Genomic DNA, 24840 nt, shown 5'->3' with positions numbered 1-24840 from the left:
CATCGTAACTTTATCTTCATAAGAGAGGTACGTCTTCCGAATACATAAATAGTAATTGACTGATTACTAAAACCATTCAGGAGTGTATATTAGAGTGATTGTTTTTTATTTTACACACTATGTTGAACATTTTGGGAAACAAATCATAAGAAAGCCACAAAAAAAGTTTATTTTTTACTTTATTTTTTAGTTTTTTTGTATCTTTGCAAACGAAATATACATCTCTTATGAAGATATGTATCTTTTTGAATGGCTTTGATATTCTTTTGTCATATTCGTTAATGATTATTATATAAATCACTTTATTCATATAGACATCAAAATGAGACTATTTGCCGTGTCTACAATAGATGCATCTAAAGAGGCAAGATAAATTCGGGTGGTTTGCTCCGAATCATGTCCCAATGCTTCACTGATAACAGATAAAGAGACATTTTTACTTTGAGCAATACTGGCCCATGCATGGCAGGCAACATAAGTAGTAAGTGGAATACCCAAACCCATCTGTTTGCCAATGTGTTTCAAATTTCTGTTGATACGGTGCGCTTCATTTTGGTATTGATGCCATTCGTCCATACCATTATTTCGAATAATCGGTAGTAGGTAGGGAATATCAGAGGTGTCGTATTTATCAATGAGTTCCTGCATGGGTTTTTCCCATTTGATAAACAATTGCTGACCGGTTTTATGTCTCCGGTAAGTAAGGATCCCATTTTGCAGGTCTTTCTTTTTCAAGAATGCCATATCCACAAAGGACATTCCACGTGTATAAAAGCTGAATAAAAAGATATCCCTGGCAAAGACCAGTGATTTTTTCGTCAAATTTAAGTCGCGTATTTCCCTAACCACATCTAAGGATACAGCACGTTTCCTTGTTTTATCAATGCCAGTATATACATGCTTAAAAGGATTTTGTTGGGCAACAAAACCTTGTTCTACCGCACGATTATAGATAGCTCTGAGATTACGCATATAATAGGAACTGGTGTTCGGACAAATGCCATTCCCTTTGAGCCAGCTTTCATAAGCTATCATCTGATTGGAGTCCAGTGCATCCAACGAGACATCACCACGGTTATTCAAGTAACGTTCAAAGCTATTCAAGGCACTCTGATAGGTACCCGCTGTACGTACCTTGCCTATTTTCCTCAATTCAACCAGCAGTTCTTTTCCGTATAAAAGGAAAGTGTAATTTCCTTCAGGAACAGTGTAAAGCTCTATGATGCGTTCCACAGTGAAAGGAGCATCTTCCTGAACCAAACGGTTGATGCATTTCTCTATTTTAACAAGGTCTTTATCAATTTGCTTTTTTAACGCAATAAGATAGTTTTTTCGATCTTCTCCACTTCCTGCCGAGACATCGATTTCACCGGAAGCAGAAATCCACTCACTTGAAAACAGTTTGTAACCGGTACGGATATGTCGTACCTTACGATGATGGATTATTTGATAATGAAGCGTTCCCTCTTTGAGGATAATGGATGAAGGGCTGAATTTTACTTTTACACTAGTCATAAACAATCAATTATTAGTTTAATACAGAATTATAAAAACAAGAAGCAATTCAAAATACTTCAAACTGTTATGTATACTTCCTGCTAAACTATTCTTGACTGATAAAAGATGCTTTATCTAAAAAAACGTCGCTTTAATGGCGTAATTATAAAGTGTATATTCGTGCAAATCAAAAGCTTTCTGTGCTCAAAGATAACGAAAAAACAAGCTTCAAAACATTTTTCCAAAAGATTCTTCATATAAAAATTGCAAGGACAAAGATCAATGGCAATTAAGAATTTGGATTGCATATTCGTGCCGGTTGAAAGAATAGACCGATAATCTGAATATCCTTCGGTGACTATCACTAGACTGTACGTTTAGTGCCAAGTTCGATATCGGGAGCAAAATCAACTGAAGGTAAAGATACCGTCTTGTCTTTTGTTGAGGAAACCAATTTACCGCTTAACAGAGAAATGACAAACTGCACTGTAACCAATATCAATAAAGATAATTTATTAAACATGACTGTCCGCTAAAACTTTTTGCTAATACAAAAATAGAACTGGTATCTCTTTTGAGATATCAGCCCTTTAGTTACGTTTGAGTTGCCACACAAAAAGGAGGGGGAGCAAAGCACATTCTGCCATTCATGCAAATGGATCCTTGATGCTGATAACTATTGCCTCGTACGCATCTATATCTATCTACATACACGTTTTTTTCAACATGCAACGCGTGTTACCCGGGTTCACTGTTCCTTTTATCCTTTCTGTATAGCTACTGCTAGGATTGTGCAGTTAGCTGATGCCTAACATGCTATTCATTTCTACTTCCTACATCGATTACTTACAATGTTTCAGTATGGATATAAACCAGGTGATGTTTCAAGGAAACATTATGACCAGACTATTTTTCCTTGCAGGCACCCTCGTAAATTCCCGGAATGCAGCAATATATACCATATATTGGGGGAGTTATTCCTCTCCTATCTTGTGTACCATTGCTCTAGAAGACCAAAATTGGATGAGCTGAATATGGGCAGTGTATTTCGTTTTACTCTCTGTAGCCTTGTAAATTGTAGGAATTAACTGAGGACTCACTACATTGACTGCACCTTTCGTTCTCTCTGCATGGCTGACAATGGGAATACAAAACCTCTATCTCTTTTTCAAATTAGGCAGAAAGCAAGCCACCAACCCCAACAAAGGCATAAAGGCACATACATTATAAACAGCCTCTATACCATACTTATCTGCCATACCTCCCAATATAGCCGAAGCGATACCGGCAATTCCAAAAGCGAAACCAAAGAACAACCCGGAAATCAAACCCAACTTATTAGGCAGCAATTCCTGTGCATACAGCAATATGGCAGGAAAAGCGGAAGAAAGCATCAGACCGACACAGAAACTCAGCACTACCGTCCATGCAAGCCCTACATGAGGCATCATCATACTGAATGGAGCCGTTCCAAGAATGGAAGCCCAGATAACATACTTACGCCCAGCTCTATCACCTACAGGGCCTCCCACCAATGTTCCGATGGCAGTGGCTACCAGGAAGACAAACAAAAAGAGCTGTGAGTCCTGAACAGTGACACCAAATTTATGGATCAGATAGAATGTATAGTAACTCGTCAGACTTGCCATATAGATATATTTGGAGAAGATAAGTATCAGCAGAATACTTATGGCAAACACCGTCATCCTTGAAGAAAGGGGACGTTCTATCTTTCCTGCCACGAGCATCGGGCTTTTCTTGATGTGGTTCAAGTAGGAACGGAACCAACGGCATATAGGAATCATCACCACGATGGCAATCAAGGCAAAAGCCGTGAAAAAAGCAATATGTCGCCTCCCATAAGGAGCTACCAGTAAAGCCACCAGCAATGGTCCAAGCGAGCCTCCCAAATTCCCACCCACTTGAAACAGAGACTGCGCCAGTCCGCGTTTTCCGCCAGAAGCCAGAAAGGCAATGCGCGACGCCTCTGGATGGAGTACAGATGAACCGATACCCACAATGAATACCGAAGCCAGCAGCCAATACAGATTAGTTGCAAAAGCCAGATTCATAATGCCGACCAAAGTAAAGCACATACCTATTGGCAATGACCAGGCAATGGGGCGCTTATCAAAGAACAATCCCATTAGAGGCTGAAACACGGACGCCGACATCTGATACACCAACGTAATCAGACCAATCTGGGCAAAACTCAAGGATAAATCCTCCTTGAACAAAGGGTATATCGCCGAAATGACCGATTGCAGCATATCGTTCAAGCAATGCGAAATACTCAATGCTATAAGAATTGGAAAAGCAATTCTACGGATAGGAGGTCTCTGATTCTGTATCATCTTATATTGTCTATTACAAAAACGGTGCAAAGGTACGTAAAAAACATATATCCAATCCACATTAAGACAAAACTCCCCGATTCCCTGCGCTGTTCAGCCGAGAATCGGGGAGTTTAATCTTTACCGGTCATCTTTATCAGTTCAGCAATCCCGGATTGGCTTCTATGGCTTCTTTCGGAATGGACAATGTATAACGGGCATCATCTTCTTCGAGTACATAACGCGTACCACCAAGCACTTTCTCCAAACGTGGACGAGTGGAACGACGAAGGTCAAACCAACGATGTCCTTCAAAAGCAAGTTCACGGGCACGCTCATCCAATATTTCCTGTACCAACGCTTCCTTATCCATAGCGTTGACAGCAATAGATTTTGCTTCGTAAGCCTCCGGTACATAACGTTTCCGCATCAATTCCAGCAGGCGGGTACGTGCCTGAGGCAGTTGTCCTAGTTGAGCAGCAGCCTCAGCAGCCGTCAGATATATTTCACCTACACGGAAAGTACACAAATAGTTGTTACTTCCCGCCTTCTTGTTCTTCCTGAAACCTTTTTCATCCGCTTCAGCAAAATATTTATCCAGCCGAAGGTCGTTCTCAGCATAAAGGGAGAGAAAAACCGGAGTAGCCAGAGCAGCCCCATTGACTGTACTACTCAAAGGTGTCTCCAACGGAGTGATATTCTCTACGGAATTATAATTGTTAGGAAGAGTTGCAGCGTCATCATTCAAATCTACCAATACAGACTTCACGGCAAGCACTGCTTCAGCAGCATTCCAAGCTGCTTGCCACTCACCCTTGTAAAGGGATACACGCGACTGAAACGCCTCTACCGAAGCTGTATTGAAACGATATGAATATCTCTGCTCCCATTCTGCCTCCGTAACCAGTTTGCGCGCCTCATCAATATCTTCTTGGATGGAAACATAAACTTCTTTCACTGTATTGCGTTTCAGGACTTTCTCCAAATCAGTATCCAGTTTCAGCGGCACCGATTTGGTATCCAAAGCTCCCTCCTTAGTATAGGGCTGCCCATAAAGATTTACCAATAAGAAATGTACATAAGCACGGAGCATATACGCTTCTCCTACAAGCTGATTTATCTCTTCTTCAGTACCTTCTTTGATATCACTCTTGCTCTCTATAACATGATTGGCAATAAAAAGCACATTATAATACTTGGCCCATTCAAACGATGAGGTATAGGCATTGGGGGCAAGATCGTTCCAGCGCTCTATATCCATATAATAATTTTGATCATATTCATCATCCCGAACCTGCATCTCGTCGGAACGGAAACAAGCCATTCCCCGGTCACTGAATTTACTCACGTCCTTATAAGAACGGGCAAGCAACGCCCTATACTCAGCCAAAGAATTGGGAATGACACTACCGGTAGGCTGTATATCCAGATAGTTGTCGCATGCCGCAAGCAGAAGCATGCAGGCCATTATCATCAGACTTATTGTTTTCTTCATTTTCTTTCTGCTTTTGAAGTTAGAAATTCAAGTTCAAACTGAATGTAACCGACTTGGGTACGGGAGTTGCATAAGGATTGTACATCGACTCCGGATCCATGTAGTTATTATATCCCGAACCAAACACGAAGAGATTGCGTCCTTCAACAGATACCGTTGCCGAGTTCATTCCCAAACGCTTTGTCAGGAGTTCAGGGATACGGTAACCCAGACGCAGATTCTGCAAACGTACGTAGTTCAGCTTCTTCACCCAGATATCCAAATCTCTCCAGATGGTTTTAGAATCATACCAAGAGTACTCTTCCGGGTTGGAAGCACTCAGCATAAATGCCGGAAGCTCCGCATTCGGGTTTTCCGGAGTCCAGCGGTTCAGCACATCAGCATTATAGTTCTTGCCATAATCCGGATTGATGATGTCATAAGAGGGCTGCGTACGTACGTACCCACCAAACGTCAAAGAGAAATTGACATTCAACTCCCAGTTTTTATAGCTGAAGGTATTAATCAAACCTCCCGTATAAGGAGCATCGCTACTCCCGATATACGAATAGAAGGTCCTCTCTTCGGCTGCAGTTACATCGGAAGAGGCAATACCTATCCCCCACTCATCTTTCAGGCGGTAGAGTTCCTTCAAGGTCACTTTCTCTCCCTCCGGATTATAGAACATCATGTTACCTGTTCCCTTATCTACACCCGCAGTCTTCAGTGCGAAAATTGCTCCTACTGGATAGCCTTCACGCCCCGGAGTGGTCTGCTGTTCGGGAATATTTTCTTGCAGCACCTTATTACCGTTATAAGCAAAATTGAAATTTGTATACCAAGAGAAATTCTTCGTCGTTATGTTACGGGTAGACAAGCTGATTTCCACACCTTTGTTCTCCATACTTGCCCAGTTGACGTTCATAGAAGTAAAACCCGTCTCCAAAGGAAGCATGCGCAAAGCTATTAAATCGGTACCCTTACGGTAATAATAGTCCACACTCAGATTGATAGCCTGGTTCAATACAGAAAAATCAAAGCCTGCATTGACTGATTGCGTCTTTTCCCAACGCAACTTCTTATTGGGAGCGGAATTAATAACAATCATATCTTCCGACACACCGGGCAGAATACTTTCCGATCGGTAAGTACCCAGCAGGAACGGAGAGGTATTCTTATCAATATTTCCCTGCAGACCGTAGGATGCACGGAACACCAGGTTGTCCACCCACTTGGCCTGCTGCATAAACGGTTCTTGTGACAGACGCCACAATGCACTGACAGAATAAAGAGGAAGATAACGGTACTTCTTATCCACACCGAAAAGGTCGGAACCGTCAAAACGGATACTTCCTCCCACCGTGTAGCGGTTCAACAAAGAGTAAGAGGCCGTAGAGTAGAAAGATACATAAGCATTCTCCTTATACGTTGTCTGATGGAGCGGGAAAGACGTGGCGTAACTTTCGTTGGGGAAAATCACCGGTTTGGTCGTCAACGTCTTGCGGTCGAAGCCATACCCTGCCGAGAACAAGGTTTCATACCAAGTCTTGCGTAGTTCGGTACCCGCCATCACTTCCAACTCGTGAATATCATTGAAACTGTCACGATATTCTCCCATCGCCTTCCAGGTAATTTGTGAATTGGAATTCTCGTATGACTTCTGCATCCCCCCTTCGGGTAGAAAATGCTTCGTTTCCCCATCCTGAGAGTATTCGCTCAACTTGTAATAATAACGCATGGCATAACTTTCCCAGTCTGCTATCTCTTCTCTGGAAGTCTTTTCCAACTGATAACCGAACTGGGAAGTCAGCTTCCATTTGTCATTAAAACGAAGTTCCGCATCAAATATGGACGAAAAAGAATTCACTACGCTTTCATTGGACGTGTTCCGACGTTCCTCAAAGATATTAAACCCTAAATCCTTATCGGTATTATTCTGAATATCATAATCGTAATTATAGTTTCCATTTTCATCGTAAAGCTCGAAATACGGATTAGCCTTGCGCGAATAGAACACGGGATTGGACATGCCATATGCATCTGTCAGATAATTGGTATTTTTACGACGATTGGCAAACATGGAGGCACCCACCTTTAATATATTGTTTACTTTGTAAGACGTCTTTCCTACCAGGTTAAAACGGTCCATACTCACACCGTCCACATTTCCATCTTCTTTGTAATAGCCGAAAGAGGTATAATAAGTAACTCTTTCCGTACCGCCGGAAAGACTCAGATTATATTCCTGGCTGAAAGCATCACGGAAAAGAACATCTCCCCAGTCTGTATTTATATTCTTCAAACGGTTGATAGCAGCTTGCGTCTCACTGCTCAGAGCATCCCATCCTCCATTCTGAAAGGCAGACAACTCATTGTAATTGGAAAGAATATTATATACACCTCCTTTATGATTGTCCGGAGAATAGTTGTTACGGATCATATCCATTTCCAATCCTACTTTCTCCGCTGAGTTCAGCAAGTTCAACCGGTCAAGGCTCAATGTAGGAGTATAGGTAAATCGGGATGAGAAACTGATAACCGGTTTACCGACCTTCCCTTTCTTTGTCGTAATCACAATGACGCCATTGGCTGCACGCGCACCATAGATGGCTGTGGCTGCCGCATCCTTCAGAATGGTGATATTCTCAATATCCGCCGGATTCAAGCCCGCAATGGAAGATTGTTTCATGTTGGTGATGTCATTCAGTTCATCCGGTTCAGGAACATCCGTTCCCTCCAAAGGAATGCCGTCCAGCACCCATAAAGGGTCTTGTGTACCATTCAACGAAGCGGTACCGCGAATGCGTATCTTTGCCGGAGCACCCGGAGCACCTGAAGTCGGGCTGACAGAAAGTCCGGCAATTTGTCCGGCAAGTGCCTGATCAATACTTTTTACTGCACCAATAGTCTCATCCGATATATCCAATTTGGACACCGCTGCCGTCAGCTTGCGACGCTCCACCGTCTGATAACCCGTCACAACAACGGCATCGAGCATTTGGGAAGATACATGAAGTGTTATTTCATAAAATTCCTTCCCCGGAACAAGCTTTACTTCCAATACGTCATACCCCACGTAGCTACAAAAGAAACGGGTTATCCCGGCAGGTATAGCTATAGAGAACTGACCATCCACATCAGTAATAACCCCCATTGTAGTCTGAGCACTTCCCGCCTTTTTCAAGTCTTCCGGAGTCACATAGATGGAAGCACCGATAAGCGGTAGGTTATCCTCTGAAGATATTACTACGCCCTGGACTTTTTTCTCTGCAGCAAAAGCAGATGACAAAACTCCCACAAGGCATAGCAAAACGATTAATACACGTTTTTCCATGCGTTACATATAAAATTAAATTAATACTCAAATTAGGGATTAAGGATTAGCGGTTAGTTACTAACGACTTATCCCTAACCCTTAATCGCTAATCCCTAATTCTTCATTCCTAATGCTGTATTGATACGCAAAATCAAATCCTTATAATGATATCTAGTGGCTATATCCGATGTACCTAAACGGCTCTGAAGCAGTTCCTTGATGCGGAGCAACTCACCACGCTTCACTGAAATGACATCAGATACGCGGTTTATCTGCGAACCGTAGAAGTTCAGTTCGCGGTGGGCCCCCATACGGTCGGCATCCAAAGTCTTACCAACATGCTCGTCACAACTGCAAAGGGCAGTCTGGTGGTCCAGCAAGAAGTGGTTGTCCATCAGTTTTTTGTTTATTTTCACTCCTTCGCTTTCGGCAGCTGCCGTAATCAGCGCATCTACGAAATTCTTCTGCAAGGCGCGTGTCATGACGTCCGGCAAAGCACCGCGTTCCGTAGTGGCAAAGATGTTGCGATGCAGGCCATCCATCAGCTCTACCACCGTGAAAGCCTTTTTGCCGTTCACCGATTCGTTCTCCAACATACGCATCAGGCGGTTGTTGCCCAGCAAATCCCAAAGGATATAGGATTGGGCATTCTTCAACACCTGTGTCGGTGCATTCTCCACTACGCCCAGCGGAGTGTTGCGCAGCAAGTAGGTGTACTCTCCCACTTCCGTGTCGAACAGCCATTTGGGATAGGTCAGCACTTCGTCCAGCAGGAACTTCAAGGCTGCTTGCTGCTTTTCTTTTTCTACGAAGGTATAGGTTTTCTGTCCGTCGCCCACAACGGTGTTTTCTATATAGATACCACCGATGTTTGCCAATACATGATAGAGGTAATTGTTCCATTGGTTGATAACCGCATAGTATAGGCGGGAAGCTTCTTCATAAGTCTGTCCTTTCTCGCCAGTGGTAGTCCATTGGATGATTTGAGGAACAATACGCTTCAAGTTCTCAATACCCAGCAGAGATGAGCGGACAGCATCATCGCCCAAATCTTCATTCTGTGCACGCGGGTCTACGGCATCACGCACATCCTGCGCCTCACTATATTTATATAAACGGTCTGCATGACGGCTCAGGAAGTCGGCAAGCAAATCCTTCTCCGCCTCTGGGGTTTCTTTACCATACCAACGATAGCCGTATTCTATGGCAAACATATCATACGGACCGATATGGGGAGAAAGCGCCGTAACACCGTCACCCGGCTGTGCCACATAGTTGAAACGTGCATAGTCCATGATAGAGGAAGAAGTGGTATTCATACAATCCGTAAATGTTTTGGAACGCAGGGAATCTGTCGGAAAAGTCCAGGAAGCAATCATATTGTGACGCAAACCCAACGAGTGCCCCACCTCATGGCATGCCACAAAACGCATGGCATCACCCATCAGTTCATCCGGCAGCTTTACTCCTCTTGCTTCAGGACGTACGACACCGGTTTGCACTGTAATCCATTCCTGGAGCATACCCAGCACATTATGCCACCACATGATGTCCGCTTCCAATATCTCGCCAGAACGTGGGTCAAGGATAGAAGGTCCCATGGCATTGGCTTTGGTGGAGGCCGCATAGGTCAGCACAGAGTAGTTCACGTCATCCTTATCCACATTCATACTGTCCGTTAACTCCCTTGCGACGATGGCATTCTTGAATCCGGCACGTTCAAAAGCAGCCTGCCAATCCTCAATTCCCTGCTTGATATATTTCCGCCAACGACGGGGAGTGGAGTTCTCGATATAGAACACGATTGGTTTGACCGGTTCCACCAATTCACCACGAAGATAACGCTCCCGGTCTTCCGGTTTCGGTTCCAGACGCCAGCGGGTGATGAAGGGTTTCTTGTCTACACGCTGCTGACCGTCACTGTAATTCAATAACGGATTGGTAAAGTAACCTACACGCGGACTATCCAGACGTCCCATCATCGGTTTCTCCGGCAACAGCAACAGAGAGGAACTGACTTCGACCGTAACAAACACAGTCGTTGTTCCCTCAGTCACCTTAGTTGTCAACTCGGAAGTAGCTACCACATTGTTCTCAAAAGCTTTGATAGATAAAATGCGGGAGAGATTTTTGATGGCCGAAGTTCCCAGGTTGATATTTGTAAAGACATTATTGATGCTCGTCTCCGTACCATCATAAATATCGTTGACCTTGACCACTATCATGGTAGAGTCATTATTGAATGCTTCTATCTTGAAACCGGCTATCAGCGGAGAAATATAATTATCCAGTACGGACTGCCGTATGGCATCCTCATCCGGCGCCAATGGAAGAGGACGGCTCTGACGTACCAACAGCTTGTTGGCAGCCTTGTCCAATTCAAAACGCACCATCTGATTTTCGTAATTCGTACCACGGTTCACACCCGCCTCATTCAGTTCGGAAGGAACACGCTGTAATTTATTTACTACCAGCATATCACGTCCCAGCAGCCTTGCCGGCACTTCAAAGTAATAATCGCTCTTCTTCTGGTAAACATTGAACATTCCCTTGCAGGCAATAGCACCTGAACCCGTCAATTTCTCGTAGTCGCTCTTGGATTGAACGCTGTCCTTGGCTTCACTCTTCTTTTTCTTACGGAACCATCCCATAGCTTCGGAAGAAGCAAAATCAGATGTACCGGCATGCAACAATACGGCAGGCTCACACATGAGTACTCCCGCAACTGCCACGACTGGCAGGATTGTCTTCAATTTCATCAATTCAAACTCTAACTTTAATGCAACAATTACTCCGTTAACTCTCTCTTTGACGTATGTTAATAAATACCAACCGCCAGTTTGTTCTACCTCCATAGAACGGTAAACGGGGCGCAAAGATACAAAAAGTATATTTTAAAAGTCACTAAACAACGCTCATTTATGTTTTTTCCATAAACAATATGAAGACTTTTATATATTATTATTTTTTCTCCAATCCTTTATCATTGCTTCTTCACATGAAATTTTGTACCACTGACACCAAATAATCTTCCCCAATTGGCGGCAAAACAATGATAATATTGTATCTTTGCACCGTTTTTAACTTAGAAAATAAATAAGATAACAACGATATGATAGCTAAAATCAATCAGCTTCTGCAGGAAGTAGAGGCACTGAAAGCCGCTAACCCCGAGGAATTAGAGGCACTCCGCATCAAATACCTCAGCAAAAAAGGAGCCATCAATGACTTGATGGCAGATTTCCGCAATGTAGCCGCCGAACAGAAAAAAGAAGTGGGTATGCGCTTGAACGAACTGAAAAACAAAGCACAAGAAAAGATTGCCGCCTTGAAGGAACAGTTCGAAAGCCAGGATACTGGTTGTGACGATATTGACTTGACTCGTTCAGCCTACCCGATAGAATTAGGAACCCGCCATCCGCTTTCCATCGTGAGAAACGAAATCATCGATATATTTGCCCGTATGGGATTCAATATCGCCGATGGACCGGAAATGGAAGACGACTGGCACGTATTCTCCTCCATGAATTTTGCCGAAGACCATCCGGCACGCGACATGCAGGATACATTCTTCATCGAAAATGATACAGAAAACGTATCGCACAGCATCATTCTTCGCACACACACATCCAGCGTGCAAAGCCGTGTTATGGAGACCACGCAGCCTCCTATCCGCGTACTTTGTCCGGGACGTGTATACCGTAATGAGGCCATCAGCTACCGTGCACACGCATTCTTCCATCAGGTAGAAGCCTTATACGTAGACCGCAATGTGTCTTTCACTGACTTGAAGCAGGCCTTACTGCTCTTTGCTCAAGAGATGTTCGGCAGTAACACCAAGATTCGTCTGCGTCCTTCCTACTTCCCCTTCACCGAGCCGAGTGCCGAAATGGACATCAGCTGTAATATCTGCGGCGGCAAGGGCTGTCCTTTCTGCAAGCATACGGGTTGGGTAGAAATTCTGGGATGCGGTATGGTAGATCCGAATGTATTGGAGCTGAACGGAATAGACAGCAAAGTGTATAGCGGATATGCCCTGGGTATGGGTATAGAACGCATCACCAACTTGAAATACCAGGTGAAAGACCTTCGTATGTTCTCTGAAAATGACACACGCTTTCTGAAAGAATTCGAGAGCGCTTACTAAATATAGTGAATAACGGCTAGTGATTAGTGATTAATAAGTTGCGCATTTTCAGCATATCATTAATCACTCATCACTAACCACTCATCGCTAACCACTATTTTTCGCTATGGCAAAAGACAAACTTGTAACTTCCGGCTATTGCCTTATCCTGGCTGCCAATTTCCTTTTGTATTTTGCCTTTTATCTGATACTACCGGTTCTTCCATTCTACCTGACTGAGGTATTCCATACCGGAAATGCAGCAGTGGGTGTCATCTTGTCATGCTACACCATTGCCTCGCTCTGCATACGCCCGTTCTCGGGATACCTGCTCGACACGCTAGCCCGCAAGCCTCTTTATCTGGTGGCATACTTCATCTTTATCACCATTTTCGCAGGTTACATGTTAGCGGGAGTCCTATCCTTATTCATCATGTTGCGGGTTGTCCACGGCCTTGCATTTGGAATGGTGACCGTAGCGGGAAATACAATTGTAATTGATATTACCCCTTCGTCCCGTCGCGGCGAAGCCGTAGGATATTATGGACTGATGAACAATACAGCCATGAGCTTCGGCCCGATGATTGGTCTTTTCATGCATGACATATATTCCTTTGAAACGATTTTTGCCTGCTCGCTCATATCAGGAACTATCGGTTTTGTTGCCGCATGCCTCGTCAAGACCCCACCCAAACAACCTGTCAAACGAGAACCTATCTCATTGGACCGCTTTGTGCTGCTGAAAGGTATCCCGGCAGGAATCGCACTGCTACTGCTCTCCATACCATATGGCATGACAAGCACTTATGTAGCCATGTATGCCAAAGAAATAGGAATTACCTTGAATTCCGGATTGTTTTTTACTTTTATGGCCGTCGGCATGGCAGTGTCCCGTATGTTCTCCGGCAAACAAGTGGATAAAGGACATATCACCCAAGTCATAACTTTAGGACTATATCTGGTATGTAGCTGTTTCTTCATATTATCCGCTTGCGGACTACTGATGAAGACCGTCCCGGAACTGACAAACATATTGTTTTTTATGGTTGCCCTCCTATTGGGAGTAGGCTTCGGGACGATGTTCCCCGCCTTCAATACGCTGTTCGTAAACCTGGCCCCCAACAACCAGCGCGGAACAGCCACCTCTACCTACCTGACTTCATGGGATGTAGGCATTGGTATAGGTCTGACAGCAGGAGGTTATATCGCACAGATTACCTCATTCGATATGGCATATTTTTTCGGAGCCTGCCTCACGGTTATCTCCATCTTCTATTTCAATCTGAAAGTATCTCCTCACTATCATAAAAACAAATTAAGATGAGAAAGAAAGAGCGTTATGAAAAAATCCTTGCTTGGTTTAGGGAGAACGTTCCCGTAGCCGAAACAGAGTTGCATTATGACAATCCGTTCGAGCTGTTGATAGCAGTTATTCTCTCTGCACAATGTACGGACAAACGCGTCAATATGATTACCCCCGCCCTTTACCGGGACTTCCCTACTCCCGAAGCACTCGCCGCTGCTACTCCCGACGTGGTATACGAATATATCCGCAGCGTCTCCTATCCCAACAACAAAGCCAAACATCTTGTAGGCATGGCACAGATGTTGGTGAAAGAATTCAACAGTGAGGTACCCGATACCCTTGAAGAACTGGTAAAACTGCCCGGCGTAGGCCGCAAAACAGCCAATGTCATCCAATCCGTTGTTTTCAATAAAGCGGCTATGGCGGTAGACACACACGTGTTCCGCGTCAGCCATCGCCTGGGCCTGGTATCAGATAAATGTACAACTCCGTTCAGTGTCGAAAAAGAATTGGTAAAACATATACCGGAAGCAGATATCCCCATAGCTCACCACTGGCTTATCCTGCACGGTCGCTATGTATGCCAGGCACGTACTCCACAATGTGATACCTGCGGTTTGCAATTAATGTGCAAATATTACTGCCAGAAATATAAAGTTAGCAAAGAGAACGGCAAAGACAAAGAATAAACAACGGTTTCATAGCAAAAAAAAGAAATAAATGCTAACTTTGCGCTCACTAAAAAGAATTTAATAACACTTTTAAATAAAATAGAGTATTATGACAATTGATCAATTTAACTTTGCCGGAAAAAAGGCATTCGTTCGTGTGGACTTCAACGTACCCTTGGACGAAAACTTCAACATTACAGATGATACCCGTATGCGTGCCGCTCTTCCTACACTGAAGAAGATTTTGGCCGATGGCGGCAGTGTAATTATCGGTTCTCACCTCGGTCGTCCGAAAGGCCCGGCTGACAAGTTCTCTTTGAAGCACATTCTGAAGCATCTCGAAGAGTTGTTGGGTGTTGAGGTGCAATTTGCTAACGACTGCATGGGCGAAGAAGCTGCCGTAAAGGCTGCCGCTCTGCAACCGGGTGAAGTGTTGTTGCTCGAGAACCTCCGTTTCTACGCTGAAGAGGAAGGCAAACCCCGCGGTTTGGCTGAAGATGCTACAGACGAAGAAAAGAAGGCTGCCAAAGCTGCTGTTAAGGAAAGCCAGAAAGAATTCACCAAGAAATTGGCTTCTTATGCAGATTGCTATGTAAACGACGCTTTCGGTACCGCTCACCGTGCACACGCTTCTACTGCATTGATCGCTAAATATTTCGACAAGGACAACAAGATGTTCGGTTACCTGATGGAAAAAGAAGTAAAGGCTGTTGATAAAGTTTTGAACGATATCCAACGTCCGTTTACCGCCATCATGGGTGGTTCCAAGGTTTCTTCTAAGATTGAGATCATTGAAAACCTGCTGAACAAGGTAGACAACCTGATTATTGCCGGCGGTATGACTTATACTTTCACTAAAGCTATGGGCGGCAAAATCGGTATTTCTATCTGCGAAGATGACAAACTGGATTTGGCTCTTGACCTGATGAAGAAAGCAAAAGAAAAAGGCGTAAACCTTGTTTTAGCTGTTGATGCCAAGATTGCAGATTCTTTCTCCAACGATGCCAACACCAAGTTCTGCCCGGTTGACGAAATTCCTGACGGTTGGGAAGGTCTTGATATCGGTCCTGAGACTGAAAAGATCTTTGCAGATGTCATCAAGAACTCCAAGACTATCCTTTGGAACGGTCCGACGGGTGTATTCGAATTCGAGAACTTCACTCACGGTTCACGTGCTGTAGGCGAAGCTATCGTAGAAGCTACCAAGAACGGTGCTTTCTCACTCGTAGGTGGCGGTGACTCTGTAGCTTGTGTCAACAAGTTCGGCTTGGCAAGCGGCGTGTCTTACGTATCTACCGGTGGTGGTGCATTGCTTGAGGCAATCGAAGGAAAGATTCTTCCGGGTATCGCTGCTATCAACGAATAAAAACAAGTAAAATAACATCCAAAGGCAGCTCTTTGAAAAAAGGGTTGCCTTTTTTATACTATCCTTATCCCTAATAATGAGACGAATTCTACTATCCTGCATCCTTTTATCAGCCACATGCATCCTGAAAGCACAAAATGCTTGTCTGAATGATGTAGTCAACACTTTAAAAGACCGCATTTCCCTCTCCGGCTATGCCCAAGTGGGATATACATACGATGATGCGGGCGAAGGTACCAGCAATACTTTTGATATAAAGAGAGTTATCTTTATGGCACGCGGTAAAATCACCGATAAATGGTCGGCTTACTTCATGTACAGCTTTGCCAATACCGGGAAAATCTTGGAAGCCTACACGGAATACCGTTTTCTCCCTCAACTCACAGCACGTATCGGACAGTTCAAAACCATGTATACCATTGAGAACCCAATGTCTCCCTGCTTTGTCGAATTAATAAACTGTTATTCTCAAGCTGTCAATTACCTGGCCGGTATCAATGGCAGTGATCCCTTGTATGGCTCTGCAAGCGGTCGTGATATGGGATTACTAATTTATGGAGACTTGTTTAACTCTTTGATGACTTATAACCTTGCCATCATGAACGGACAAGGCATCAACCTAAAAGACAAAAACAATCAAAAAGACATTGTAGGCAGCCTTATGGTACATCCATTGAAATGGTTGTCCGTCGGCGGTTCTTTTGTTAAAGGAAAAGGATGCGCCGTAGCCGTTTCTTCCATTAATCCGGATATAGCCATAGGAGAGAATTACGCCCGAAACCGCTGGTCGGCAGGTGCTACCATCAAAACAAAATCCGTAGATGTACGTACAGAATACTTGGCTGGAAAAGACGGACACGTTAAAAGTGATGGTTACTATGCAACCGTATCTGCCCATGTGCTTCCCAAATTTGACGTAATAGCCTCTTATGACTATTTCAACAAAAATAAAACTATTTCCGATAAACAGACCAATTATGTAGCAGGTGTACAGTATTGGTTCTATCCCAAATGCCGTCTGCAAGCCCAATACACATACTGTAACCGCCATAAAGGAGAGAATTCAAACCTGCTTCAAGCCCAGTTGCAAGTTCGTTTCTAAAAATGAAAAATGAGAAATTCCGAACTTTTTGGCATTCTTTTTGTAGTTTTGTAGAATACATACCTCAAAAGATACTGATTTATGAACGAACAAGCCATACAAGAGCAATATCAGCATATTGTCGCTCTACTCAAGCAGCAACGGCTGAAGGAAGCGCAATCCCAACTGGAAGCCTTTCTTTGGAACAGCGGTGACTGGCCACTCCGTAACCGTTTGGAACAAGCACAAACATCCTATCAGTATATGCTGCAATACATGCGCCAAGGAATCGACGATCCTGAACGTCAGAAACTATATCGTCAAATTCTGACCGAAACTTGGGAAGTCGCTGACCAGGCACGTCTGTCTCTCCTTGACGGAGTTTCCACGCACTATTACCATTCCCTGCGCAATAACCGGGAACGCCTCCCCAAAGAATACAATATTGCCGCACTACAGAAGGTATTGGAATCTTTCCCTGATGACTTGGCCGTTTGTCAGCTGATGCCGGACAACCAAGGTCTGGACGCCCTACTTCAACGGCACGAACAAACCGCCCAGGTCCTTTTTCTTTCCACATGGAGCAACAGCGACTGGTCTACAGAAGACGAACAGCAAGCTAAAGGATTACTGGAATCAGAAATGCTTCCCGTCAATGATTTGTGCCTGTTCACCAGTGCCGTCATGCTCAGTCTGATGGAGTGCTTTGATACCCGTAAATTCTCATGGTTGCTGAACGCCGTAACGCATGCAAATACGCAAGTAAACCAACGGGCTTTGGTAGGTATCGCTTTCGCACTTCTTTTTCATCCCACCCGTCTGTCGCTTTATCCCGAATTAACAGCCCGCCTTTCCCTGCTCAATGAAGACAGCAGTTTCGGCAAGCAACTGAACCGTATTTATATCGAGTTGCTCCGTAGCCAGGAAACGGAAAAGATAGACAAGAAGATGCGTGAAGAAATCATTCCGGAGATGATGAGGAATGTGAACATCATGCGCAACATGAAATTCGGTTTTGAAGAGAACCCTGAGGAAAACGATCTTAATCCGGATTGGGAAAAAGCTTTTGAAAGTTCCGGACTGGGAGACAAGATACGAGAGATGAACGAATTACAGCTGGAAGGCGCTGACGTCTATATGAGTACGTTTGCACAACTCAAGACTTATCCGTTCTTTAAGGAACCGTACAACTGGTTCTATCCGTTCGACATGCATCACTCCAGCATCATCAAGGAATTCGGATTCAAGCCTACCGGAGACAATGCCATCCTCTCCCTTATCCTCCAATCCGGTTTCTTCTGCAATAGTGACAAATATTCCCTTTGCTTTACAATGGCACATATACCACAGTCACAGCGTACGATGATGCTCAGCCAGATGACTTCTCAGGATCTGGATGCACTCATGGACGAAAGCAAATCCTCCGCTTTGCGGCAGTATGCCGAACGACCGGATGTCATCAGCAACCAGTATGTCCACGACTTATACCGTTTCTTCAAATTAAGCCAGCGCAGACACGAGTTCCGTGACATCTTCAAGGAAGAGATTGCCCTGCACCGTATCCCGGCACTCAAAGAGATTCTGTGCAAACCCGAGCTGCTGATTACCATCGCCGACTTCCACTTCCGCAAAGAACACCCGGCAGAAGCATTGGAGCTTTATAAGGAATTGATAGCCTTGAACCATGCAAATGCAGACATTTTCCAAAAGGCTGGCTATTGCCTGCAAAAGGAAAAGAGGTATAAGGAAGCGATAGACGCCTACCTGAAAGCCGATGTACTAAAGCCCGACCATGTCTGGACAATCCGCCATCTCGCTACGTGCTACAGGCAGATAAGGGACTTTGCCTCTGCACTGGAATACTACAAGAAAGTGGAGGCAATCCAGCCGGAAAACCATAATATCCTTTTCTACGCCGGAAGCTGCCTTGCCGAACTGGAAAGATATGAAGAGGCTCTGCAATATTTCTTCAAGCTTGATTTCATCGAAAGCAATTGTATCAAAGCATGGCGTGCTACAGGCTGGTGTTCGTTTGTCAACGGCAAGTATGAGCAAGCAATGAAGTATTACGAAAAGATACTCGCCTCCAAACCACTCGCAGCAGACTATCTCAATGCCGGACATGTTGCTTGGAGAACGGGCAAAATAGAAAAAGCTGCAGAACTTTACAGTAAAGCAGCTTTGGAATATGGCGGGCAGGAGATTTTTAGAGAAATGTTCGGTAAAGACAAAGAAACACTTGTCAGACAAGGAATCAGTGAAAAAGATATCCCTCTAATGATGGATCTGGTTTAGACCTCCAACAACTCCCTGTACAGCCTCTGTACGGGGAGCCCCATTATATTATAGTAACTCCCGGATATGTTTTCCACCCCGATGAATCCAATCCACTCTTGTACACCATAAGCTCCGGCTTTATCCATGGGGTGGTATTTGTCCACATAATAGGCAATTTCCTCTTCGTTCAGTTTGGCAAAACGCACTTCTGTTGCCGCCGCAAAACTGCGTTGCCACTCAGTGGTAGTGATGCATACACCGGTAAACACTTCATGGGTACGTCCGGACATGTCGCGCAACATCTGCATAGCTTCTTCCCTATTCTTGGGTTTTCCGAGAACTTGTCCATCCAGCCAGACAATGGTATCTGCTGTAATCATCAATTCGTCCGGATGCATCATATCACGGTAGGCATCTGCCTTTTCCCTGGATATGTAGAGAGGAATATCCGCTCCCCGCAACGTTTCGGGATAAGACTCGTCCACATCGGGCAAAGTTCTTACTTCATATTCCACTCCCAAACCAGCCAGCAATTCTTTCCTTCGCGGAGAGTTAGAGGCAAGAATCACCTTATATTTCTTCAGATTATCTAACATCATATCATTTACGATTTGACGATTTACAATTTAACGATTGAAACAACTACCAACCAAAAGCTTTTTCATCTGCCATCCAAAGCCCTTGCACTTTCAATACCTGTTCCACAATGTCGCGACCACAGCCATAACCGCCTTCTGCATACGAAATATAGCGAGCCACAGCCTTTACCTCAGGCACAGCATCCTTAGGACAACACGGCAAACCACACTCACGCATCACCTCCAAGTCGGGAATATCATCACCTACATACAATATTTCCTCGTCCTTCAAGCCATGACGGTCACGGAAGTCATGGTAATCATGGATTTTAACAGAAGAACCCATATAGATATTTCCATCCTCAAAACCTAAAGAAGTAAAACGCTTGCGGACTGCTTCTGTACGTCCACCCGTAATTATACCCAGCAACACACCTTGCTTAGCGGCCAGATGCAGGGAATAACCATCCTTTATGTTGACCGTACGCAGAGGTTCACCCTCCGAACTCATAGGGATAACATTGGCACTCAGCACACCGTCCACATCAAAAACAAGGGCTTTTATCTTTTTCAAATCATAGTTTATGGTACTCATTGCACTTTTTTCTTGTTCATTATAATATACCTATATGCAGCAAAACATTAGTTCAAAAGAGGCAAGCATCGGCATCCGGTTATCTTATTGCCAACCGATGTATATTCTCGCTAATCTCCCGATATAGTTCCAGCATTTGCGGCTCATCGGCAAGCATCCGCAGATGCTCGTCAATGACATTCTCATCATAGCGCACAGCCGGTCCTGTCTGTGCGGCAAGCGGTTCCAGCTCATGCACCTTGCGGGCCGTCTCGTCTATCAAGGGGAGCATTGCCTCGAACGGCAACCCGTACTTTTTCAGCAGTTCAGCAGCCAACACATACATGTGATTGGTAAAATTGCACGTAAACACAGCCGCCAGATGCAAACTTTTGCGCTGCTCAGAACTTGCTTCATACACTTTTTCCGATAGGGCGGAAGCAATGTCCTTCAGAAGCTGCACATCCTCTTCCGAGTTGCTTTCCACAAAACACGGTATCTGTCCAAAATCCACTTCACGCTGCTTACTGAAAGTCTGCATCGGATAAAGCACTCCATAACGCGCAACATGCCCCTGCCAAATATTCATAGGAATACTGCCGGCTGTATGCACCCATAAAGCATTCTCCTTTCCAGAAACAATCTGGGGTAATAATTCTACAAAAGCCGCGTCCTTCAGCGAAACGATATAAAGCTGCGCCTCCTTCGTAACCGCCTGCAGCTCCGTGGTATATGCAGCTTCCACCGTCTGTGCCAATCCCTGCGCCGATTCTTTTGTACGGCTGTAGACCTGCACAATACGAAACCCTTTCCGATAAAGAGCTTTTGCCAGATTAGTAGCTAGATTTCCGGCACCGATAAAGGCAATGGACATATCTTCTATACTTCTTCCTGCCATACGCTTATCTTGTTGCCAACCAATACAGAATAGCCCCTAATGCCAGCAACGCCAACGGCAGCAGATAAGCGGACATCGTACCGAGTAAGGCAGTTATCAACCCGAAGTTCAATATCAGCCACAAACCTATCAATACCAATCCCACTGACTTGTCATGCTTGAACAGCAGAAAAATCACTGCGGTATACAATAGAAAATTATCCTTATTCATCACCCACGGCAAGCCGATTGCAGAAAAATGCACCAATTTGTCCACCAAGTAAAGAATGCCGAATACAATCAGTGTGATGGCAGTGGCCTTATATGTATCACGGTTATTGTTTGCTTTTGCTGCACTCACTGTTACTTTCCTCCGTACTTATTGATATGTATCTTTTCCCACTGCAGATTGTCTTCGTTGAAAGGCTTGCGCTCCATCCCCTTATGGCCGATAGCAATAACACTAAGCACCTGCAACTGCAAAGGAATATCCAACACCTCGTGCACATACTCGCCGGAAGGCATACCGGAAGCCGTAAAACGTTCGCGCACCTGCACCCAGCAGCTTCCCAGCCCCATATCTTCGGCCTGAAGTTGCAGGTAGATGGAAGCAATGGAGGCATCTTCTATCCACACATCGCTTGCCAGCGGGTCGGCAACAACCACTACAGCCAGTGCCGCATCGGCAATGAACTGCGATGCCTGCTCCTTGCAATAGGACAATTCCTTCAATTTATCCTTCTCGTCCACCACTATGAACTGCCATGCATTGCTACGCTTCGACGTGGGTGCCATCAAAGCAGCTTTCATCAAAGTGACGACTTGTTCTTGTGTCAATTCTTCTTCTGTAAACTTCCGCATGCTGCGGCGGGCTTTTATCAATTCACTGAAACTTTCCATAACATATTCGTGTTTAGCGAAGGCAAATTTAGATAAAATATCCGGGAATGGCGAATAAAAGCCCTTACAATCTTCTCCCCGCTTCCTTTTGTATCATACAAGCAGATAGGCGGTATCCGGAGCAACCGAAAATTCCTCTAAATAGATTATCCAGTCGGTCACATCCTCTACCGTAAACCACGCCTCATCACCCTCGTGCATGTGGCTGACGTCGTAAGGTTCTTGTATAAGCTGTCCCTTGAAGCGTTCTCCATCAAACTCCAACAGCTTAAACCAAATATGTTCGCGGTCGTCAGCCTGCTCGGCACTGTCTGTCTTCAAGCCAATTTTAAGCAAGATAGAGCCTTCGTCCTTCTTTGCCATGTATTTCACAAGACCGAAACGCTCGCGAGCCAACGCACTCATGCGATTGGTTTCACGGGTACTAATAAAGAATAGCGGATTCTCACCCCACATGCTATCGTATTCGGACACCTTCCGCAGTCTGCCTTTCTTCTCGTCGTCCTCACTCGTATAGATGAACACGGGTGCCGTACGGCCGTTGTGTCCCTCCTCACGGTCGTCCGCACTGCCAAGAACGAGGCTTCGGTACTCATCCAGCGCCTTTGTCCACGAAACGTAGGTGGCCACTATCGGCAAACGGTCATTCAACATCCCGATATATACGCCAACACCAGGTTCGGAAGTCCTATCGTCTTTATCGAGCAGATGACTAGCAAGGGCGGAAATCAAGTAATAATGGTTGTTGTAATTCTCCTTGTCTGATTTCAGAATCTCAAGTTCATACAAACCGCAACGGTTCAATCCGTGCGTATGCAACCACACCTCGCCTCCTTCATCGGTCACAGCATGTACCGTGAACAAAACACTCGTTCCGGGAACTACCGCCGAGTCGGCAGCCAGAGTGGCCCACCGAGCACAAACCAGTTTCTCGGCACTTTCGTCCACAATGGCAAGCAGGTCGGGCACCATAGCTACAGCAATCTTCAGTTGCAGATGGTAGGACTTCTGCCCGTCAACGCCGAACTTCATGAACACCGTAAGTGCCCTATCGGCTCTGCCAATAGCATATAGTTCTTCGTCAGTGAAATAATAATCCCGACGATTAAACATATCAGGCATTGAAAAATCACCTTCATAGAAACCTATTTCATACACTTCGCCATCATATCCTACTTCCATATATCCCGGTTCGTCTTCATCAGGCAAACGTTTTTTCAACAATTCCACTCCAGAGATAGCAGCCACGCGCTCAAAAAGCCGTACCGACAAATCCATTCCACCCCCCTTAGGCACTGCCATCATATAAGAGGACTCTTCCCAGTAGCACAGCGGCTGTTCTTCGAGAACCGTTTTCTTTTTCTTAAAAATCATATCCATTCTTTTTATGTAAGACTTCAGCTATAGTGACAAATTTAATAAAAAAGCCTACCCATGCCAACCGAAATTTCAGTTTTTTTGTTAAGTTTGCAAGCAATGCCCCTCAAACTCACTACATATTACCGTGGGAGCAAGGTTCCTGACCTGCCAGGCACCAACACCTTCCATTCCACAGAGTTGTTCCGAATCTACGAGGAAACTCCGGGGTATACCCCCATACTCATTGTGGCATCCGAAGATGACAAGCCCGTTGCGAAACTGCTTGCCGCCATACGTAAAAGTGTCCGCATGTTTCCACCCGGCATCATCAAAAGATGTGAGGTGTACGGTACGGGAGAATATTTCAATAACGAGGCAGACAAAGAGACTATCTTCAGTGACATGCTGCAAAGGCTTACCAATGAAGCATTGCGCGATTCTTTTCTCATCGAGTTCCGCAACCTGGAAAATGCCATGTTCGGATACAAATCTTTCCGAGACAACCAATACATCGCCATCAATTGGCTGCGGGTGCGCAACTCGTTGCACAGCGTCGAAAAGGTGGAAGAGCGTTTCAGCCCGTCACGTATCCGGCAAATCAAGAAAGGCCTCAAAAACGGTGCCCAAGTGCGGGAAGCACGTACCAAAGAGGAGATTCTCTGTTTCGCCCAGATGTTGCGCCACGTATATTCTTCCAAGATACGGCGCCACTTCCCCAGTATCAAGTTCTTTCAGCATCTCGAAAACCAGTTGACAAAAGGGCAGCAAAGCAAAATCTTCATCGTCATTTATAAGGAGAAGATTATCGGTGGCAGCGCATGCATTTATTCAGATGATAGCGCCTATCTATGGTTCTCAGGTGGCATGCGCAAGACTTATGCCCTGCAATATCCGGGGATTCTTGCCGTATGGAAAGCACTGGATGATGCCAAACAACGCGGATACCGCCACTTAGAGTTCATGGACGTGGGACTTCCCTTCCGTAAACATGGCTACCGTGAGTTCGTTCTCCGCTTTGGAGGAAAACAAAGCAGCACCCGACGCTGGTTCCGTTTCCGTTGGAACTGGCTGAATCGGGTGCTGATAAAGATGTATGAATGATTCT

Annotated in this window: 18 protein-coding genes; 7 read left to right on the top strand and 11 right to left on the bottom strand. The window is 44.9% G+C overall.

Annotation, left to right across the window (positions count from 1 at the left end; genetic code table 11):
* Positions 1-306 precede the first annotated feature (306 nt).
* From EYA81_RS14175 to EYA81_RS14150, 5 genes are all read right to left on the bottom strand, one after another.
* Positions 307-1515, bottom strand: coding sequence for a site-specific integrase (locus tag EYA81_RS14175; RefSeq protein WP_117601189.1), 1209 nt, complete (start codon positions 1513-1515; stop codon positions 307-309).
* 1139 nt (positions 1516-2654) lie between these two features.
* Positions 2655-3851: an MFS transporter gene (locus EYA81_RS14165; RefSeq protein ID WP_117601188.1), complete on the bottom strand. Its 1197-nt coding sequence runs from the start codon at positions 3849-3851 to the stop codon at positions 2655-2657.
* A 136-nt stretch (positions 3852-3987) separates the two neighbouring features.
* Complete coding sequence (locus EYA81_RS14160) at positions 3988-5325, bottom strand: RagB/SusD family nutrient uptake outer membrane protein (protein ID WP_117601187.1); 1338 nt, start codon at positions 5323-5325, stop codon at positions 3988-3990.
* A gap of 19 nt (positions 5326-5344) precedes the next feature.
* Positions 5345-8638: a SusC/RagA family TonB-linked outer membrane protein gene (locus EYA81_RS14155; protein WP_131225942.1), complete on the bottom strand. Its 3294-nt coding sequence runs from the start codon at positions 8636-8638 to the stop codon at positions 5345-5347.
* 95 nt (positions 8639-8733) lie between these two features.
* Entirely contained in the window at positions 8734-11379 is a 2646-nt protein-coding gene (locus EYA81_RS14150; protein WP_117601199.1) for a zinc-dependent metalloprotease, read from the bottom strand.
* A gap of 353 nt (positions 11380-11732) precedes the next feature.
* On the opposite strand from EYA81_RS14150, the gene pheS reads away from it, so the two are divergent.
* From pheS to EYA81_RS14120, 6 genes are all read left to right on the top strand, one after another.
* Complete coding sequence (pheS, locus tag EYA81_RS14145) at positions 11733-12767, top strand: phenylalanine--tRNA ligase subunit alpha (protein ID WP_022401660.1); 1035 nt, start codon at positions 11733-11735, stop codon at positions 12765-12767.
* 106 nt (positions 12768-12873) lie between these two features.
* Entirely contained in the window at positions 12874-14070 is a 1197-nt protein-coding gene (locus EYA81_RS14140) for an MFS transporter (protein ID WP_022401661.1), read from the top strand.
* Positions 14067-14741, top strand: coding sequence for an endonuclease III (gene nth, locus EYA81_RS14135; RefSeq protein WP_022401662.1), 675 nt, complete (start codon positions 14067-14069; stop codon positions 14739-14741). Before EYA81_RS14140 ends, nth begins: the two co-directional genes overlap by 4 nt.
* Positions 14742-14829: 88 nt before the next feature.
* Positions 14830-16089, top strand: coding sequence for a phosphoglycerate kinase (gene pgk / locus EYA81_RS14130; RefSeq protein ID WP_117601185.1), 1260 nt, complete (start codon positions 14830-14832; stop codon positions 16087-16089).
* A 76-nt stretch (positions 16090-16165) separates the two neighbouring features.
* A complete protein-coding gene (locus EYA81_RS14125) occupies positions 16166-17191 on the top strand; it encodes a porin (RefSeq protein WP_022401664.1) in 1026 nt (341 codons plus the stop codon).
* A gap of 81 nt (positions 17192-17272) precedes the next feature.
* Positions 17273-19465: a tetratricopeptide repeat protein gene (locus EYA81_RS14120; protein ID WP_131225940.1), complete on the top strand. Its 2193-nt coding sequence runs from the start codon at positions 17273-17275 to the stop codon at positions 19463-19465.
* Here EYA81_RS14120 and EYA81_RS14115 read toward each other — a convergent pair.
* The 6 genes from EYA81_RS14115 to EYA81_RS14090 form a co-directional block, all read right to left on the bottom strand.
* Positions 19462-20043 (bottom strand): Maf-like protein, encoded by a 582-nt coding sequence (locus EYA81_RS14115; RefSeq protein ID WP_008663872.1) that lies wholly within the window; start codon positions 20041-20043, stop codon positions 19462-19464. The two genes, EYA81_RS14120 and EYA81_RS14115, sit on opposite strands and share 4 nt — an antisense overlap.
* A gap of 46 nt (positions 20044-20089) precedes the next feature.
* The gene (locus EYA81_RS14110) at positions 20090-20620 is read right to left on the bottom strand and encodes an HAD family hydrolase (RefSeq protein ID WP_005826358.1); all 531 of its coding nucleotides are present in this window, start codon (positions 20618-20620) and stop codon (positions 20090-20092) included.
* 79 nt (positions 20621-20699) lie between these two features.
* Complete coding sequence (locus EYA81_RS14105) at positions 20700-21497, bottom strand: Rossmann-like and DUF2520 domain-containing protein (RefSeq protein WP_005826357.1); 798 nt, start codon at positions 21495-21497, stop codon at positions 20700-20702.
* A gap of 4 nt (positions 21498-21501) precedes the next feature.
* The gene (locus tag EYA81_RS14100) at positions 21502-21837 is read right to left on the bottom strand and encodes a hypothetical protein (protein WP_005826356.1); all 336 of its coding nucleotides are present in this window, start codon (positions 21835-21837) and stop codon (positions 21502-21504) included.
* Positions 21838-21839: 2 nt separating this feature from the next.
* Positions 21840-22376 carry a nitroreductase family protein gene (locus tag EYA81_RS14095; protein ID WP_005826354.1) on the bottom strand — a complete coding sequence of 179 codons (537 nt, stop codon included), beginning with the start codon at positions 22374-22376 and terminating at the stop codon, positions 21840-21842.
* Positions 22377-22469: 93 nt separating this feature from the next.
* Positions 22470-23750: a DUF4026 domain-containing protein gene (locus EYA81_RS14090; protein ID WP_165491392.1), complete on the bottom strand. Its 1281-nt coding sequence runs from the start codon at positions 23748-23750 to the stop codon at positions 22470-22472.
* 102 nt (positions 23751-23852) lie between these two features.
* Between EYA81_RS14090 and EYA81_RS14085 the strand changes: the two genes are divergently transcribed.
* Positions 23853-24836, top strand: a complete 984-nt coding sequence (locus tag EYA81_RS14085; RefSeq protein WP_034525497.1) for a GNAT family N-acetyltransferase — start codon at positions 23853-23855, stop codon at positions 24834-24836.
* The last annotated feature ends 4 nt before the right edge of the window (positions 24837-24840 follow it).

It is taken from the genome of Bacteroides sp. A1C1, assembly GCF_004328515.1.
In the GTDB taxonomy this organism is placed as follows: domain Bacteria; phylum Bacteroidota; class Bacteroidia; order Bacteroidales; family Bacteroidaceae; genus Bacteroides; species Bacteroides uniformis.
This window is presented reverse-complemented; position numbering and strand designations above follow the sequence as displayed.

Coding starts and splice junctions, on each gene's coding strand:
- EYA81_RS14175 (WP_117601189.1), bottom strand. CDS start 1,515: ATGACTAGTGTAAAAGTAAAATTCAGCCCTTCATCCATTATCCTCAAA.
- EYA81_RS14165 (WP_117601188.1), bottom strand. CDS start 3,851: ATGATACAGAATCAGAGACCTCCTATCCGTAGAATTGCTTTTCCAATT.
- EYA81_RS14160 (WP_117601187.1), bottom strand. CDS start 5,325: ATGAAGAAAACAATAAGTCTGATGATAATGGCCTGCATGCTTCTGCTT.
- EYA81_RS14155 (WP_131225942.1), bottom strand. CDS start 8,638: ATGGAAAAACGTGTATTAATCGTTTTGCTATGCCTTGTGGGAGTTTTG.
- EYA81_RS14150 (WP_117601199.1), bottom strand. CDS start 11,379: ATGAAATTGAAGACAATCCTGCCAGTCGTGGCAGTTGCGGGAGTACTC.
- pheS (WP_022401660.1), top strand. CDS start 11,733: ATGATAGCTAAAATCAATCAGCTTCTGCAGGAAGTAGAGGCACTGAAA.
- EYA81_RS14140 (WP_022401661.1), top strand. CDS start 12,874: ATGGCAAAAGACAAACTTGTAACTTCCGGCTATTGCCTTATCCTGGCT.
- nth (WP_022401662.1), top strand. CDS start 14,067: ATGAGAAAGAAAGAGCGTTATGAAAAAATCCTTGCTTGGTTTAGGGAG.
- EYA81_RS14125 (WP_022401664.1), top strand. CDS start 16,166: ATGAGACGAATTCTACTATCCTGCATCCTTTTATCAGCCACATGCATC.
- EYA81_RS14120 (WP_131225940.1), top strand. CDS start 17,273: ATGAACGAACAAGCCATACAAGAGCAATATCAGCATATTGTCGCTCTA.
- EYA81_RS14115 (WP_008663872.1), bottom strand. CDS start 20,043: ATGTTAGATAATCTGAAGAAATATAAGGTGATTCTTGCCTCTAACTCT.
- EYA81_RS14110 (WP_005826358.1), bottom strand. CDS start 20,620: ATGAGTACCATAAACTATGATTTGAAAAAGATAAAAGCCCTTGTTTTT.
- EYA81_RS14105 (WP_005826357.1), bottom strand. CDS start 21,497: ATGGCAGGAAGAAGTATAGAAGATATGTCCATTGCCTTTATCGGTGCC.
- EYA81_RS14095 (WP_005826354.1), bottom strand. CDS start 22,376: ATGGAAAGTTTCAGTGAATTGATAAAAGCCCGCCGCAGCATGCGGAAG.
- EYA81_RS14090 (WP_165491392.1), bottom strand. CDS start 23,750: ATGATTTTTAAGAAAAAGAAAACGGTTCTCGAAGAACAGCCGCTGTGC.
- EYA81_RS14085 (WP_034525497.1), top strand. CDS start 23,853: ATGCCCCTCAAACTCACTACATATTACCGTGGGAGCAAGGTTCCTGAC.